This window comes from Emergencia sp., assembly GCF_048465375.1.
GTDB lineage: Bacteria > Bacillota > Clostridia > Peptostreptococcales > Anaerovoracaceae > Senimuribacter.
The window spans coordinates 183,231-199,299 of sequence record NZ_DBFWLQ010000008.1; the positions used below are offsets into that span (position 1 = coordinate 183,231).

Sequence of the window (16,069 nt, forward strand, 5' to 3'; positions counted from 1 at the left end):
CTACCTCTTTGTCTATATTCAAACACACCTCAATTTATTACATTACTATATTAAAGCAAAAGAACGCTGACCTGTCAAGTGGGGGAGAAGAAACTTTTGAGTCAATTCATCAGATAAAAACCAGGAGCAGATATGACATCTGCCCCTGCGTTCACCTATTTCTTTTCTACTTTTCTTCTATAGGTAATAATGACCGCTGCTGCTGACAGCGAAGTGATTAACAGTACCATCCACAGAATCAGTTGACTGTTATCACCAGTCTGCGGCAGATCCGGATTCTCGTTTGCCGATTTGGTTTCGTCTTTTTTCTTATTCTTTGTCGTCTCTTCAATTTCCAGATGTTCGTCATCTGGAAGCTCCGGTCTCAAAACATCGTCATCTCCCGGCTTTTCTGGGTCCTCCAAGTTCTCGTCTGGCGGAAGCGGTTTTGGATCTGGCGTTGGGTCCGGATCCGGAACAGGGGTTGGCGTCGGCGGTGTAATTGGCGGTGTTGGTACCGACGGCTCAGATGCGTCGATTTTTACATCAGTCATCTGAACATTCCCATCAATATCGAGTTCACCGTTTTTTATAACTCCAACAGTCCCATTTTCGTTGATTCTAAAGGTAATATCTTCTGCATATTGATAACCTTTCGGAGCCTTTGTCTCTTCCAAGACATAGATTTCCCCTGGCAGTAACATCCCTTTTACGATATGAACATTGCCGTCACTCGTCCAGCTCGTCACTTTTTCACTCGTTTTGTTGCCTTCTTGATCCGCTTTATAGATCGTAAGTTCCGCTCCAATGACGGGTGTCGTGGTTTCTCCAATCTGTTCAACTTTGGTAAACCCAATTTCAGTCGCATGATTTGTAATTGTTGCTGCGATTTGAAGTGTATTATTGCTATCACGTTCACATGATTGCGCCACCCCATCAATCGTTACAGTTGTTCCCTTGTCTTGTTTTTTACCAATCTTCAAAGTATGTGCCTCATCAGCCAGGACATAGCCGGTCGGTGCTTTGATTTCTTTGAAGGTATAGGATCTGTTATATTTTAAGGCTTTCTTAAAAGAGACAATTCCATGTTGGTCGCTGACTGCTGTATCCAAATGTTTACCACTATTATCATAAAGTTCGAATTCAGCTCCCGCTAAAGTTGTCTGATCAGCCGCATCTTTTTTGGTGATCTGCAGCCGTATATTGTCTCCAGTAATTCCACTATCAACGTTTGCTGAATTCAGCGTGACAGAGTTGCTGCTGCTTTCAACAGTCTCTGCGGATGCGCTGAACGTGACTACATTTTTTAAGCCTTCAACATTGGCCTCAACTGCCGTATCAAAAGTCACTTTGTACTGTGCTGAAAGATTCAAATTATCTGGCATAGTAAATAACAGTTCTCTTGTCTGCGAATTATACGTCGTCTTCAAGTCTAGTTCAGTTTTATTCTTACCCTCGATTTTCTCGAGCTTTGCAGAATCATTCACATAGGACAATTCTTCAGATAGAACATCTCTTAAGGTAGCATTCTGGCTTGAAATAATCGCTCCATTTTTATTTAAATCTACCTCCCAAGTCACAACATCGCCCTTGACATAATCCGTATGCTTTTCTACAGAAGGCTGAAAACTGACTTTCACTGGTGCCTTCGCGGTAAGGGTATTTGTAATTTCGTCAGCTGTAGCTTGAACTGTATTTATTTCATTTAAGCCCAGTTTGTCGTCCTCATCAAAAACTTTTTCTGTGCGAAGTTTAATCGTCTGTTTTGTCGTAATCGTTTGTGGAAAGTGAATTATAATGGCTCTATTCTCACCCTCGCCAGTTACTTCATAATATATTTTCGAGTCGCTTTCCTGGGCGTCGATTTCTTCATTGTTTACATAGATTTTACTACCCGCTGCAATCGTATGTCCATTAGGTAAAAAATCTGTTATCTCCGTATTGTTAAAAGCATAGCCTTTACCGTTGAAATTGATCGTCCAGTCGAAAAAGGCTTTTTTACCATAAACGCTGTTTTCCACATCATAGGTTCCGCTTTTATTTAAAAGTGCATTCCACTTTTGTTCTGCATTGCCAGTAATCGTCTCTGATTTATTGCCCCACTGGATGTTAACTGCGTTTTTGAACTGCTGGGTTCCACTAACATCTCCAATGCCCACGTTAATGGCTTTTGTCTGATATTTGATTACATATTTCTTGGCACCTGGGTTTTCAATCTTCACGGTAAAAGAGTTTTCGCCAAGCGTAATCTTTGCCGATTGAATCGTATTCCCGGCGCCGTCTTTGACGATAATGCTTTCTGGCACGTACTCATGCTTACCAGGGTTCTTGAGCGTGTCAGTAATCACCAGATCCGCGTTTCCAAAATTGTGATGTTTATCATTTATACTAATTGTCCAATTGATAAAAATGTTTCCATCGGCATCTGTTACCGAGGTTCCGTTCTTTGTCAGATATACAATTCCGTCCTGCCCATCAATGGGTATTGTGCAGTCTTCGTAATCTTCTCCTGTTGCATCTCCTAAATGTAGAATCGCCTTATTTCTTACCTTTACATTTTGAAAGTCATTCTTATCTGTAGATTCAACATTCTTAATCCTTATAGTGTAAGATAACTTTGCTTGATGTGAACCGTCTTTCAGTTTCACATTCAGCTGATTTGTCTGCCACTTGTCAGCTCCTGATCCCATAGATTTGGGGCTTACAGTATAATCGTCCGGATTTACCAGGGATACAGTTTCACCATCATCATACTGGATTTTAACGTCTTCATATGCGGCATCGCTAACTGTAATTCGATCAAAGGATTTGTCTGGTCTTACAAAGTTATCCGTGATATACGCATTTGTTCCCGTATAATGTACAGTTACGACAAATTTTAAAGAGATTGTACCGTCGTCGTTTCTCTTAACCGCATTCGGTTTATTTAAATCCTTGCGGATGGAATTGGCCGTCACTTTTCCTATTGCGCTGGCCGTCGCTTCATTCTCCGGCATGGACAGTTTTACAGTATTTTTGACCTCCACATTCTCAGATACTCCGTTATAAATCGATTTCGTCAATTTTGTCTGGTAAGTAATCGTTCTTTCACCCACACCAGCATCGTCGTTAAAGGTGTAAGTGAATTTTCCGTTTTTCACCTGAGGATCCTCTACAGAATTTCCATCGACAGCAAAGGTACCTTTCACATATGACATTCTTCCCGTATAACCCGAAAAATCGTCTGTGATTGTATAATTCGCCAACGAGGAATCCGTCGTCTTGGTATCAGGCGTCGCCTTGATCGTCCACGTGATAATACCGTCGTTGCCCAGTTCCCCAGTCTTTTCTACTGCAACAGCGTGTTCTTCGACCTGTTCTTTTTGTGAGGTCTTAAAGCTGATTGTAGTCGCCGCAACACCGCCTAGGCTGATGGTAATAATCTCATCGGAACCCTCTTTTACCTCAATGTAGCAAGAGATATGGAAGTAGCCCGTGACGCCGCTTACAAGTTCTATCCCCTCTGAAAAGACTACTTTGATCTGTCCCTGGTCATCTATCGTCCAGTATGCAGGAAAATCTCCGCCCATTGCATTATTGCTTCCAACATATTTGTCTAATCCTTTAAAGTTATCAGGAAGCGTAGATATGACAAAATAATCTCCTGCCTCTACATCATAGCCTTCTTCATCAATAATATCAAAACTGTATTTTAACGTTGCGTGATCACCATCCTTTACTGGATTGTCATCATTATATTCGTTTCCGTCATTATCGACAAACTGAAGATCAGCCGAAATCCATGACTGGACATCGCGACCCGTTCTTTCCGCTTCTTCTGAATTCTCTCCCTCTATTTGATCTGACGCATCTTGACCGCCGCCTTCATCGCTTGGTGTTTCAGTATCCATTTGCTTATCATCTTCGTTGAGCTGACCGTTCTGCAGCTCTTCGTTCTGGATAATATCGCTGGTCTCGTCGTGTCCTCCTTCTATGCCTGGCTCATCGGCCAAAGCAACCTGGCAGACACCGCCCAATACGATGCTCATTGCCAGTAACACTACTATTAGCTTTTTACCTTTCTTCAACATACTCTTTCTCCCTTACCTACAATTAATCTATATCTATTTACAAATTCTTAGATGCTTTGATAATTGCTATTTTACCTTTTTTATTCGTATCCGTAAAGGGTTTTAATCAATAGAAACGTTGGAATTTCAATAAATAACCGACAAATAACCGCTTGGCATCTAGGCGGGCCTTCCGAACATGCTTTGGTAATATTTTTAGAAAACAATAATAAAAAAAACTCTCCCAATTGGGAAAGTCTTTTAATTTACGTTTATGAAATTAGTCTGCAACGTATGGGAGCAGCGCAACGATTCTGGCTCTTTTGATCGCTGTCGTTACTTCTCTCTGATGTACAGCGCAAGTTCCAGTGATTCTCTTAGGAAGAATCTTACCTCTTTCGGTAATGTACTTTCTAAGCTTCTCAACATCCTTGTAATCGATTGCTTCTGTCTTATCAGCGCAGAACTGGCATACTTTTTTTCTTCTCATGCCGCCACGTCTTCTATCCATCATGATTCATATCTCCTTTCCTTAGAATGGAACATCTTCGTCGATTGCCTGGAACGAATCCGGCATCTCCTCAGGCATGTCATTGCCTCTTGGAGCGCTGGCACCGGCATTGCCGCCGCCATAATTTGAAGATGTATTCTGTCGTGGAGCAGAACTGCCGCCTGACGGCCTGTCTCCCCACTCTAAAAATTCTACTCTGTCTGCTACAACATCGGTCGTATAAACAGTGACGCCGTCTTTGTTCTGATAGCTTCCGGTCTGGATTCTTCCCTGAACACCGACGAGTCTGCCTTTTGCCAGATATCTCTCGCAGTTCTCGGCCTGTTTGCCGAATACAGTTACCCTCGGAAAGTCTGTCTGCTTTTCGCCGCCAGATCTAACCGGTCTGTCGATAGCGACAGTAAAGGTCGCTACAGCCATCTGTGTGCCAGCAGTATATCTGATTTCCGGGTCTCGGGTAAGTCTTCCGATTAGTACAACACTATTCATTCTAAACTACACCCCATTCCTATTTTGCGTCTTTGTTGATGATGATGTGTCTCATTACATCGTCAGAGATTCTCATTCTTCTGTTCAATTCCTTAGGTAATTCTGTGCTTGCTTTGAATTCCATTACAACATAGTAACCTTCGAACTTCTTTTCGATTGGATAAGCAAGTTTTCTCATTCCCCAAGCATCTACATTTCCGACTTCTCCGTCAGCAGCAATGATTGTCTTAACCTTTTCGATTGTAGCTTCTCTTTTTTCCTCTTCTAAAGTAGGATCGAGAATGAACATAACTTCATAATTTGTCATCTGTTTCACCTCCCTGTGGACTAAATGGCATAAGCCCTATGCTTATGCAGAGATCTTGCGTCTAAACACGCCTTATTATTATACACATATCAAGGGATAAATGCAAGTACATTTTTTTCAAAGCTTTCTAGACCTCCTTTTCAAGTATCAATCAGAAGTATCTTTAATTCTAATGGCAACCTGTGTAATGTATTCGTCTTCACTGGCAATGGTGAAGTCATTGATCCCCCGTTCAAAAGCATAGCCGGTTAAATGAAGCTGTCGTTTATCTGCGTAGTCAAACATCTTTTCATATAACGCAGGCAGTCTGCCCCATGGGCCTTCTAAGTACCCGCACAGATACAATCCGCTTGGTTTTATCATGACGTTTTCCTTCCTTTCACTTTTCATGACCGGAGAATATAATCCATCATATTTGTCAAATTGCTTTGTTTTAACTTTTTCTAAGGAAATATAGCTGCCAACGCCTGCGCGGTATTGTTCGGGCGCCCATGTGTCTTGTACATATTGAAACACGTTCATAAAGTCATCGTCTTCGAACTGATACGGAACAGTCCGTAAATACTCAGCTTTCTGCTCAACCATTTGTATTTCCATGTCCGTAATCTGCCGACAGAGCAAAAGCTGTTCCTGTTTCTGTGCCAGCACAGCCTTCACCCTCTTCAGCTTTTTGATTTCTTCATCAATGTCCTTCTGCTTATGCACGATTGTCTGCAGGAAATCCTCTTCATCAAAGGAATGAACAAATTGTTTAATTTCCTCAATGCTGAGATTGATTTCTTTTAGCATTTGTATAAATTCAAAATCTATGCTTTGCGAGTAATCATAATACCGGTATCCGTTTTCGCCTTTATACGCCGGGGAAAACAAGCCGATATGATCATAATAATGCAATGTCCTCTTGTTTACGTTATGCAGCTTTGCAAATTGAGCAATCGTTAGCTTTATCATTTCTTTTTTCACAAAAAGTCCTCCTTGACTTTACACTAACTAGATAGTTTACCATTAGTATATACCAAACTAAAAGAGATAGAAAGGATAGAGAAATGGCAAGTAAGATAATATTGAGAGAATTGAGGAAAGCGGATTTTAAGGCATTAGAAAATGTAATCAGAAAAACTTGGGATTACGATAAATTCGCCACGCCTAAAGCGGCAGAAAAACTGGCGAAAGTATATTTGTCAACCTGCCTCGCGAACCAAACTTATGCGAGAGTCGCAGAGGTAGACGGCATTCCTGCTGGTTTAATACTAGGCAAAAATATAGCAACGCACCATTGTCCGTTAAAATACCGTCTGCGGCAGTCCAGCGCTATCATTCAGCTGCTGCTTTCAAAAGAGGGGCGCGATATTTTAAACTTTTATAAAGGTGTCGACGGCATAGACAGCCGGTTGCTGAAAAATTGCAACAAAAATTACAAGGGCGAAATTTCCCTGTTTGCATTATCTCCAGAATACAGGGGGTTAGGCATTGGAAAAAAGCTGTTCCAATGTCTGCTGGACTATATGCAGAGCGAGGGTATCAAAGAGTTCTATTTATATACAGATACCAGCTGCAATTTTGGTTTCTACGAACATCAGGGGATGAAACGTCAGCAGCAGCATAAACAGTTTGTCAATATGAGAGGGCAAAAAGGAGAGTTGGAGTTCTATGTATACGATATGACAATTTAAGCGGAGCAAATCCCTTTTAATGACAGTATATAAATACGGACAGCAAGTTGCTGTCCGTTATCTTTTGTTCTCTTATTTCCACAGCTTATCCGGATAAATCCCCTTGTCCTTCATGGACTGCAGGGCGTTGACCACGCCTTCCTTGTCTTCTTTATAAGTGACGCCGTACCACCTGTCTTGTGACTGCAGCACCTTGACAGATGCTTTATCTTCTTTGATCAGTTGATCTACAACGCCCGGCAGAAAATATTCTCCCTTCAGCGGATTCTCCATCAACGCTTTATCCAAAAACGCTGGGAATCTCGCTTCCATCTCTCTGACAAAGGACTCTGTAAATCCCCAGAAGTTCATGGATACGGTCGTTCCTTCCGCTAACGGATACCAAGAATCACCTTCATCCTCCGTATACGCGATTTCCCCGTTGCGCCACATGATTTTTGTCCGCTCTACGATGTCCTGTAGTTTGCCGTCATGGGAAACCTCGCAGACGCCCCGGGCTACATGGCCGTTTTCCGTCAACGTGTTCTCCAGCAGATACCCTACCATACAATATCTATATTTTTCATCATCTTTTGCTGTCGCTAAGTAGTCGTAGATGGATTGAAAAGCCCCAGGTCCATAGTAATCGTCCGCATTGATGACCGCAAACGGCCCGTCTATGAGATCGCGCGCGCTGAGCACCGCGTGACAGGTTCCCCAAGGCTTGACTCTGCCCTCCGGAACCTGGTACCCTGCGGGAATATCAGGAAGCTCCTGAAATGCATACTCCACCTGTAGATGTTTCCCGGCTCTTTCGTCGATCAAAGCCCGAAAATCCCCTTCGTTTTCTTTTTTGATAATAAAAATGACCTTCTCAAAACCCGCCATCATGGCGTCGTAAAGTGAAAAGTCCAGGATAATCTCACCTTTGTCGCTGACCGGGTCGATCTGCTTGAGCCCGCCGTACCGGCTGCCCATACCTGCGGCCATGATAATCAAAGTCGGTTTATTCATAAATTGTCATCCTTCCTCTCTTAGTTTTTCAATGTTCCAATCGGAATGATCTTCACCCCGTCTTTTCTTGTATAAGCCATTTCCCCGCCGGTGATCACCATCAGCAAAGAAGGCTCCCTGATTTGCGCTGCTTTGATCAGTTCCTGTAATTTGAGCAGATGCTCAGCACCTTCCTCGATTCCGCTGGTTCCCAGCTTGAATTCAATCAGTGCGTATCTTCCGTCAGCCAGATGCAGTACACAGTCTGCTTCCAGGCCGTAGCGGTCATGGTAGTAGGAAACATGACCTCCCAGGGCAGTGGCATAAGCCTTCAGATCGCGAATGCACAGGCATTCAAAAATGAACCCAAAGGTATTCAAATCCAAAAGCAACCCCTCTGGCGTCAGGCCTAATGCCGCTGCAGCAATGGAAGGATCGATAAACTCCTTTTTCCGCCCGCTGCGCATGGCTGTTGCGGAACGGATGGAAGGACACCAGGCTGGAATATCACTGATAACGTACAGTTTCTCCAAAGCGTCCAGGTAGGCTGCCAGGGTCGGCGCAGTAATATCACTGTAGCTTGCGGCAACATCCTGCAAAATCGTTTTGTCCGATGCCAAAGTAGAGATATTCCTAGAATAGGACTGCAATACTGCCCGCACACGTTCCGGATTCCGTCTTGTGCCGTCCACTGCTCCCGCGTCGGTATCGCAGATGTTGTTGACATAGTTCTCTGCCTCAAACAAAGCAGCCTTTTCTGTCTTTTTCTTCAAGCTGGAGGGCCAGCCGCCCCGGCACGCCGCAAAGACCAACGCCTCCACCGTCAGTTCGCTCATCACTCCATCTATGTCAAGCTCCGGCTCCTCAAACAACGCAGCAAGAGAAACCGCCCCGTTAGACTCCCTTGATTCAAACAGGCTCATGGGCAGCATGACCAGTCTGGAGATTCGTCCTGTTCCAGAGTGCATGATAGAAGTTTCGTCAACGACGGTAGAGCCGGTTAAAATAAACAGACCCTCCTCGCCTCTTTCGTCCACTGTATTTCTGACAGCATCCCACAGCACGGGCGCCATCCGCCACTCGTCGATCAGCCTTGGGTTTTCTCCCTTCAGCAGCAGAGAAGGTTTCACCTCAGCTGTAGCGAGGTACCCCTTTGTCTTATCCGGGTCCTGCAGCTTCAGCACACTTCTCGCCTGCTGCTGCGCAGTCGTCGTCTTTCCGCACCATTTGGGTCCGACCAGCAAAACGGCTCCAACTGCCTCCAAACGCTCAGCTAGCAGCTTATCTACAATTCTAGGTAAGTATTCATTTTTCATCTATAAAATTACCTCCCTGCTGTTATTATGTCACAGGGAGGTCGGTTTATCAATCAATTTTTATTTTTTGCGCTAACGTATTTTATCTTTTTGTGATAATTTATTTTACTTTTTTGTGGCAATCCATTTTATCTTTTTGCGGTAACTCCCGCACGCAGAGGCAATGCCCAGGCACAACCCGCCTCACGCCATCTTCCTCTGGAAGGCTCTGTGGGCGGCCGGGAAGGACAGCGCCGCGAAGAGAACCAGCGCCACCACCGGCAGCAAGCTGAAGTTAAAGGCAACGCCGCCGATCTCGACGAGCGGGAAGCTGACCACCCCTTTGATGGTGCTCATGGTGCTCGGCATAAAGGCCAGAATCCGTTGCAGCCACTGGTAATCGAGGGTTGAAACGCTCAACGGCACGGTGTAGACAATCAGCGTGACAATCAGCGTCATGAAGGAAGTCCTGGCAACCGACGAGCAGATCATCACCAGGCCCGCAAGACCAAGTGTGGCGGCAGACCACAGCAGCACGCCAAAGACAACGGTCTGTCCTACTGTCAGTGCGTAAGGCACTTCCATAAAGGCTATGGACGCCACCTGGATACTCGCGTCCCACCCCTCTGTGCCGAAAAAGATTACCATCAGCAGCCAGTTGATCAAAATAATCACCGCGGCGAGGATGGCGGCAAAGAGCATGGACGCGGCCACCTTCGCGATGGCACACTGCCTTTTGCCCAGCTTTGACGTGAGAATCAACGCGTCGGTGCCCCGCATATACTCGTCGGAGAAGACCGGCGAAAGGGCGATGATGAGAACGTAACCCAGAACCAGAAGAATCATCGGCATATAGTTTAGAAACTGCTGCTCGCCCAGGGCGTAGCGAAACTCCCGCATGGCCTCATCTTCGCCGAAAACGTCCTCGACCGGCAGCTGATTGTAATTGCCCTGATCGTCCAAGAAGATTCTGGCAGTGGTATCATAGGCAAAATCCATCGTGCCAAAAGGATTCGTCCTCTCCGCCTTTTCCTTGTGATCCAGAAAAATCTGCTTTACCGTGTCATCGGTGAAGACACCCTCATATGGCTTTGTCAGCTCCCTGTCCACGGCGATGGCTTCGGCGCCTTTGCTGTATCCGCCCTGGTCGTTCATCACTTCCACGGAGGGCATTCCCGTAAAGATATACATTACGATGTTCAGTCCGATCAAAGCTGCCAGCCCCACCCAGACGATTTTCCTCTTCAGGATTTTTTCCAGTTCAAAACCAATCAGTCTACGCATGTTCTTCACCTGCCTCTTCAAAATAATAGAGATATAGATCTTCCAGGGTCGGCGGAACCGGCTGCGCGTCCTCCATAGGCTTTTCCTCCGACACGATACGCAAAATCGTATAGCCGTCCTCGTGCTTCAAGTTGCCCACGTTGCACTTTTCCACAAAGCGATCCACGTCCCTGGGACGGATCCTGCATTCCCAGACCTTCCCTGCCACCTCTTTGGTGATTTCCTCCGGCCGTCCCTGATGCATGATCCTCCCGTCCTTCATGACCAGAATCTGGTCGGCGATATACTCCACGTCGGAGACGATATGGGTGGAAAAGATGACAATTTTGCCGGCAGAAAGGGAACTGATCATGTTCCTGAACTTGACTCTTTCCTTGGGATCCAGACCCACCGTCGGCTCATCCAGGACCAGCACCTTGGGATCGTTAAGCAGAGCCTGGGCGATGCCAAGACGCTGAAGCATGCCGCCCGAGAAGGTTTTGATCTTCCGGTCTCTGTCCGCAGAAAGCCCCACCTCGTCCAGCAGCTGTAGGGAACGTTCCCTTGCATAGCCTTTGGAGAGCCCCTTCAAAGATGCCAGATACAGCATGAACTTGTAGGCGGTAAAATCAGGATAATAACCAAAATGCTGCGGCAGATAGCCGAGAACATTCCTGTATTCCTCCCCCAGACCCGCGATATCCTGGTGGTCGTATTCCACCCGTCCGCCTGTAGCCTGCTGAATGTCACAGATAATCCGCATCAAAGTCGTCTTTCCTGCACCGTTAGCGCCCAGCAGCCCGTAAATTCCAGGCTCCAGCTTCAGCGTCACGTCATCCACTGCTGTCTTCACATCATATACCTTTGATATGTGATTCAAATATAATTCCATTTATTATACCCCTTTCCACTGTTTCGTAATAAGATCGCCGCGGCAGCAATGACCAGCGCCAGGCTTGCCGCCAATATCGGCATCGTCACCATGTACTGTGAAAGGACGCTCACCAGCCGGGACTGGCTCAGCCCGCTATTGATCCACAGCATGACCAAAGATAGAAAAACCCCCGTGCCTGCCAGCGCATAATTGGTGCATCTGTGACGCAGCTTCACGATCATCCACAGATACAGGCCGTTGGACAAATTGAACGGCACCAGAATCATGACTGCCGTCAGGGCGAAGCTGCTGCCTCCAAGGCCTGCTCCGCAGATGGCTGCTGCCAGGATCAGAAAATCCACGCTTCCCAGAATCAGCATCTTTACGGCAAAGACGCTCCGCAGATTATGTCTGCACGACATCTCCAGCTCCCACATATTGTGGCCGTAGCTTCTGATCAGTTCACAGCCGCCGATGATGCCCAGCAGAGGCGCTGCCGTCGAAATCCTCGAAAAAAACATGGCTCCGCCAGCCGCGCCAAGTCCGCCCAGCACCAGCAGCACCACCATTGCCTGTAGCGCCCAAGTGACGGGGGAGATATAGGCTGCCTGTTCCAGCAGTCTTTGTGAAAGCGGTTTTCCCTGTGTCAGCGGCTTCTTGGCAAGCGCCTTTGCCGCCAGCAGCTTTGTCAGTTCTTTTTGATCCTGCCTCGGCGCAGGGGCTTCATATTGGCGCAGCGCTTTCCGCAGCCGCTCGTCTTCTCTATGACTTCTCAAAACAACGCCTCCTTCTCTAATATCGTCTTTAATTTGTTTTTTCCCTGCCTGAGCCGGGATTTTACCGTCGGAATGCTGACTCCCGTGACTTTGGCGATTTCGCTGATTTTCAGATCGCTATAAAACCGCAGGATGATCACGTCTCTCTGCATCTGCGGCAAAGCCGCAAGGGCGGCCCTCACGGCCTCCGCCACGGCCACCGCTTCGCCTGCATCGCCCCTGTCTGCCCGGGCAGCCAGCTTCTCCTTTGCCTCCGCCAGATCCTCAATGAAACAATCCCCCCTTTTGCGCAGACCGTCATTGCAGGCATTGCTGGCGATTTGAAAGAGGTATGGCTTGAACCTGTCTTTTTCGACATAAGTATCCATGTAGCGGATCATCCTCAGAAAAGTATCCTGGGCGCAATCGCAGGCCAGCGTCTCATCTCCCGTCTTGTAATAGCAGAATTTGAAAATCTGGTCGTAATACCTTTCTATGAGGATTCCCAGCAAATCTCTTTCTCCCTGCTTAATTCTCGTAATCAGTTCTGCGTCTTTCACCGGGGGAGCTCCTTCCTCACTTTTTAAAATCGAACGTTCTATATAGTAAACCTGTTTAGCATAACAAAAGGATTTAAAAAATAATCAATTACTTTTTTGTTATGCTTCACATTTGTTTTTCGATATCATTGAAATTTCAATGTTCTATTGCATTTTACCTCAAAATATGAAACAATAAACATAAATTAAAATAGTTTCCAAACTGGTCCCCAAATCAACGGAGGAGATAATAAAATGAAAACAATATTTGCACAAGTTGAACCTGGTAAGGTTACTTTACAAGAGAAGGAACTGCCTGCACCAGGCCAGGGGCAATTACTTCTGGAGGCACAGTATTCCACTATGAGTCCTGGTACAGAAAATGGTCTCATGGGTGAACACATCGTACCCCTGCCTACCAGTATCGGCTATAGTATGGCCGCCAAAGTCATCGAAATCGGTCCTGGCGTCACGGATTTTGCAGTAGGTGATAACGTGGTCACTACCGGTGAACACGCCCAGTACCTGCTTATGGACGAGTACAACTGTACCCCTGCGCCAAAGGGAATAGATATGGAGCAGGCAGCTTTCTTCAATCTCGGTCACACAGGCATGTATGCCCTGCGGAGATCTAATCTGCAATTGGGGGAGCCGGCCATCGTCATGGGTCAGGGTTTTGTAGGCGCCATCACCGCACAATGTGCGAAATGCGCAGGGGCATTGCCAATCATCGTAACGGATTTAGATGAAGGCCGATTAGATATGGCCCGGGAAATGGGCGTCGACTTCGCAATCAATCCTGCTAAAGAACCAGAACGGCTGACTGAGGTGATCAATTCCTTGAACAGGGGCGGATGTCCAGTCATCTTTGAAGCAACCGGTTCCAGACAACCGCTGGAACAGGCCTTCGACCTGGTCAGTGAACGAGGCCGCGTGGTTATGATCTCACAGGTACACGGTGAGACCATGCCAAATTATGATGATAATCTGATGCAGAAAGGAGCCAGCCTCATCGGCACCTACGTCAATTCCAAACCGTTTGCCTTAAAACGCGCTGATCTGGTCATCAAGGGCACCTGGCCGCCTGTGATGGACTCCAGGCTATACAGATATACCGGTACCGACGTTTGGACCTGTGACGAGGATATCAGAGTCTTTCTGGAACTGATTCACTACGGAAAGCTGAATATCAAGCCTCTGATTACTCACAGATTTGATTATACCGAAATCCCTGCAGCCTATGAACAGGTGTGGAATCTGGATCCGACCCTTGTAGGCGGCGTCATTAAGTGGTAGCATCCTTTACAAAGCATATTAAGTGATCTAGAAAAAAGAAAACCGATCAGTGAAATTCGCTTTCGCAATTGGTTTTCTTTTTTGTGACCGTATTCTAACCGTTTTATATCATACAGCGGTTGATATATCGGTTATAATATGGTATGATGACCTCAAAGAATAAAGGATAGGGGGTGCTTATTATGAAAATTGAAGTAATGAAAGAAAAGAAAAAAGAATTCGGCTATTCCTATGCGCAGATTGCCGATCTGTCCGGTGTTCCCCTCGGCACAGTACAGAAGATTTTCAACGGTGAGACCAAGAGCCCACGGTACGACACCATTTTGGCCCTGGAACGAATTTTTAAGGAAAAGATGGTAGTTATGGAATCGACGCCCGAATATCAGGTGAGTAAAAAACCAGGCGAGTATACCATTGAGGACTACCGCGCTCTGCCAGATGACCAGCGGGTGGAACTGATCGACGGGTATTTTTACGATATGGCAGCGCCCACCACCTTTCATCAGTTGATAGCAGGCGAACTCCATAGGCAGATTGCCAACTTTATTCTCGATCAAGGCGGCAGCTGTATTCCATTTATTTCACCAGTGGATGTACAGCTGGACAATGACGAGAAGACCATGATTCAACCTGATGTAGTGATTATCTGCAATAGAGATCAAATCATCAGAAGCAATATCGTAGGAGCGCCGGATTTTGTGCTGGAAGTCGTCTCCCCGGGAACGCGGCGGAGAGATCACATCATCAAGCTTTCCAAATATGCCGCTGCCGAAGTCAAGGAATACTGGATCGTGGATCCTTATCAAGAGAGAATCCTGGTTTACGTTTTCGACGGCGAAATCGGACCTACAATCTATCCCATTGATGCGGATGTCCCTGTCAGCATCTATGGCGGCAAGCTGGTTTTGAAATTCGAACGCATTGCAAAATGGGCAAAAGAAGAAATATAGAACACGAGAAACGGGACAATACAGCAAGCAAACAAAGTTGCTCAGTGGGTTGTCCCGTTTTTTATCATATTCCAACTGAGCGCCAGACCTCGCGCTCCTTTTTTATTCCTTTTCCCGATTAAATATAAAAATCATTTCACTTACCAGCGCACCGATGGCTGGATTCAAATTGGTCTCCTTCCAGGCCAGAATGACATCGTTAGAAACGCCAAGATCCACAGATAAAAAATCTTTGCCAGCGGATTGCAGCGCCCACTCGTCGATAATTGCCACGCCAAATCCATTCTGGACGTTGAGAAGCATGGACTCGATATTGTCCACCATGACCTGTGTCGGCACAAAACCATAAGGTCTGCAAAACCGTTTGTTATTGGCTTCTGCCTGTTTTGATTCTTCCGTCGTCGGGACAAAGAGTTTCTCGTCCTTAAAGTCCACAGGCGTCAGCCCTTCTCGACCCGCAAATTTGTGATGGACAGAATAAATCAGCTTTAGAGGCACATCTGTAACAGTCTTTGTCATAATGTCGGAGTAATCCTCCGTCGTCCCCTCCAAGGCCATGATGACATCTACTTTGTCCGAGCCCAGAGCCTTCAGAAGCCCCTTGAAGCCGTAGCTGCTCAGGGATATGTCCACATTCTGAAACCTGTTCTGAAAATTACGCAGAGCCAGGGGAATCGCCTCCACGTTTTTCCAGCCGTCCATGCAGGCAAGCCTGACGCTTCCCACCTGTTCATTGGTTAACTTATACGCCCTATCCTTCGCTCTGGCTAGATTCTGTCTGTATTCACAGAAAAAATCATAGAATAAACCGCCCGCCGGAGTCAATTGGGTTGTCTTCTTACTGCGGTCGAAGAGAGCAAAGCCCAGTTCTTTTTCTAAATGAGAAATATGTCTGCTGATCGCCGGTTGAGATACATACATCTCCTCGGCAGTTTTTGTAAAGCTTAAATTCCTGGCTACCGCCAAAAAATAATCAATCTGCAAATCATTCAAAGCAATCCCCTCCATCCCCAAACTATGAATTTTCTGAATAATACTTTTTTTGTTATAATAATTATACCAAATTATCAATTTTACACAAGTCAAAGAATCTAGTATAGTAAAAACAACAAAGGAA

Annotated in this window: 15 protein-coding genes; 3 read left to right on the forward strand and 12 right to left on the reverse strand. The window is 46.0% G+C overall.

Annotated features, from left to right (window positions below):
- Window positions 1-155: 155 nt before the first annotated feature.
- The 5 genes from ACMQ5W_RS07140 to ACMQ5W_RS07160 all read right to left on the reverse strand — a co-directional run bounded on the left by ACMQ5W_RS07140 (window position 156) and on the right by ACMQ5W_RS07160 (window position 6,298).
- Complete coding sequence (locus tag ACMQ5W_RS07140) at window positions 156-4,049, reverse strand: SpaA isopeptide-forming pilin-related protein (protein ID WP_419024512.1); 3,894 nt, start codon at window positions 4,047-4,049, stop codon at window positions 156-158.
- 259 nt (window positions 4,050-4,308) lie between these two features.
- Window positions 4,309-4,542 (reverse strand): 30S ribosomal protein S18, encoded by a 234-nt coding sequence (gene rpsR / locus ACMQ5W_RS07145; protein WP_330385052.1) that lies wholly within the window; start codon window positions 4,540-4,542, stop codon window positions 4,309-4,311.
- An 18-nt stretch (window positions 4,543-4,560) separates the two neighbouring features.
- The gene (locus ACMQ5W_RS07150) at window positions 4,561-5,028 is read right to left on the reverse strand and encodes a single-stranded DNA-binding protein (RefSeq protein ID WP_148490548.1); all 468 of its coding nucleotides are present in this window, start codon (window positions 5,026-5,028) and stop codon (window positions 4,561-4,563) included.
- A 19-nt stretch (window positions 5,029-5,047) separates the two neighbouring features.
- Complete coding sequence (gene rpsF / locus ACMQ5W_RS07155) at window positions 5,048-5,335, reverse strand: 30S ribosomal protein S6 (RefSeq protein WP_419024514.1); 288 nt, start codon at window positions 5,333-5,335, stop codon at window positions 5,048-5,050.
- A 147-nt stretch (window positions 5,336-5,482) separates the two neighbouring features.
- Window positions 5,483-6,298, reverse strand: coding sequence for a MerR family transcriptional regulator (locus tag ACMQ5W_RS07160; protein ID WP_419024516.1), 816 nt, complete (start codon window positions 6,296-6,298; stop codon window positions 5,483-5,485).
- An 83-nt stretch (window positions 6,299-6,381) separates the two neighbouring features.
- On the opposite strand from ACMQ5W_RS07160, the gene ACMQ5W_RS07165 reads away from it, so the two are divergent.
- Window positions 6,382-7,008, forward strand: a complete 627-nt coding sequence (locus ACMQ5W_RS07165) for a GNAT family N-acetyltransferase (protein WP_419024518.1) — start codon at window positions 6,382-6,384, stop codon at window positions 7,006-7,008.
- 72 nt (window positions 7,009-7,080) lie between these two features.
- Here ACMQ5W_RS07165 and ACMQ5W_RS07170 read toward each other — a convergent pair whose 3' ends face one another.
- The 6 genes from ACMQ5W_RS07170 to ACMQ5W_RS07195 all read right to left on the reverse strand — a co-directional run bounded on the left by ACMQ5W_RS07170 (window position 7,081) and on the right by ACMQ5W_RS07195 (window position 12,727).
- Window positions 7,081-8,001, reverse strand: coding sequence for a sugar phosphate nucleotidyltransferase (locus ACMQ5W_RS07170; RefSeq protein WP_419024520.1), 921 nt, complete (start codon window positions 7,999-8,001; stop codon window positions 7,081-7,083).
- 20 nt (window positions 8,002-8,021) lie between these two features.
- Window positions 8,022-9,296: an ATP-binding protein gene (locus ACMQ5W_RS07175; protein WP_419024522.1), complete on the reverse strand. Its 1,275-nt coding sequence runs from the start codon at window positions 9,294-9,296 to the stop codon at window positions 8,022-8,024.
- 183 nt (window positions 9,297-9,479) lie between these two features.
- Window positions 9,480-10,559: a hypothetical protein gene (locus tag ACMQ5W_RS07180; protein ID WP_419024524.1), complete on the reverse strand. Its 1,080-nt coding sequence runs from the start codon at window positions 10,557-10,559 to the stop codon at window positions 9,480-9,482.
- Window positions 10,552-11,430, reverse strand: coding sequence for an ABC transporter ATP-binding protein (locus ACMQ5W_RS07185; RefSeq protein WP_419024526.1), 879 nt, complete (start codon window positions 11,428-11,430; stop codon window positions 10,552-10,554). Before ACMQ5W_RS07185 ends, ACMQ5W_RS07180 begins: the two co-directional genes overlap by 8 nt.
- Window positions 11,415-12,188, reverse strand: a complete 774-nt coding sequence (locus ACMQ5W_RS07190; protein WP_419024528.1) for a hypothetical protein — start codon at window positions 12,186-12,188, stop codon at window positions 11,415-11,417. Before ACMQ5W_RS07190 ends, ACMQ5W_RS07185 begins: the two co-directional genes overlap by 16 nt.
- On the reverse strand, window positions 12,185-12,727 hold the full coding sequence (locus tag ACMQ5W_RS07195) for an RNA polymerase sigma factor (RefSeq protein ID WP_419024530.1): 543 nt from the start codon (window positions 12,725-12,727) through the stop codon (window positions 12,185-12,187). The genes ACMQ5W_RS07190 and ACMQ5W_RS07195 overlap by 4 nt, the downstream gene beginning before the upstream one ends.
- A 234-nt stretch (window positions 12,728-12,961) precedes the next feature.
- Between ACMQ5W_RS07195 and ACMQ5W_RS07200 the strand changes: the two genes are divergently transcribed.
- Window positions 12,962-14,002, forward strand: coding sequence for a zinc-dependent alcohol dehydrogenase (locus tag ACMQ5W_RS07200; protein WP_419024532.1), 1,041 nt, complete (start codon window positions 12,962-12,964; stop codon window positions 14,000-14,002).
- Between the two features lie 182 nt (window positions 14,003-14,184).
- The gene (locus tag ACMQ5W_RS07205; RefSeq protein ID WP_419024534.1) at window positions 14,185-14,952 is read left to right on the forward strand and encodes a Uma2 family endonuclease; all 768 of its coding nucleotides are present in this window, start codon (window positions 14,185-14,187) and stop codon (window positions 14,950-14,952) included.
- Between the two features lie 102 nt (window positions 14,953-15,054).
- On the opposite strand, the gene ACMQ5W_RS07210 is transcribed toward ACMQ5W_RS07205, so the two are convergent.
- Entirely contained in the window at window positions 15,055-15,945 is an 891-nt protein-coding gene (locus ACMQ5W_RS07210) for a LysR family transcriptional regulator (RefSeq protein ID WP_419024536.1), read from the reverse strand.
- Window positions 15,946-16,069 lie beyond the last annotated feature (124 nt).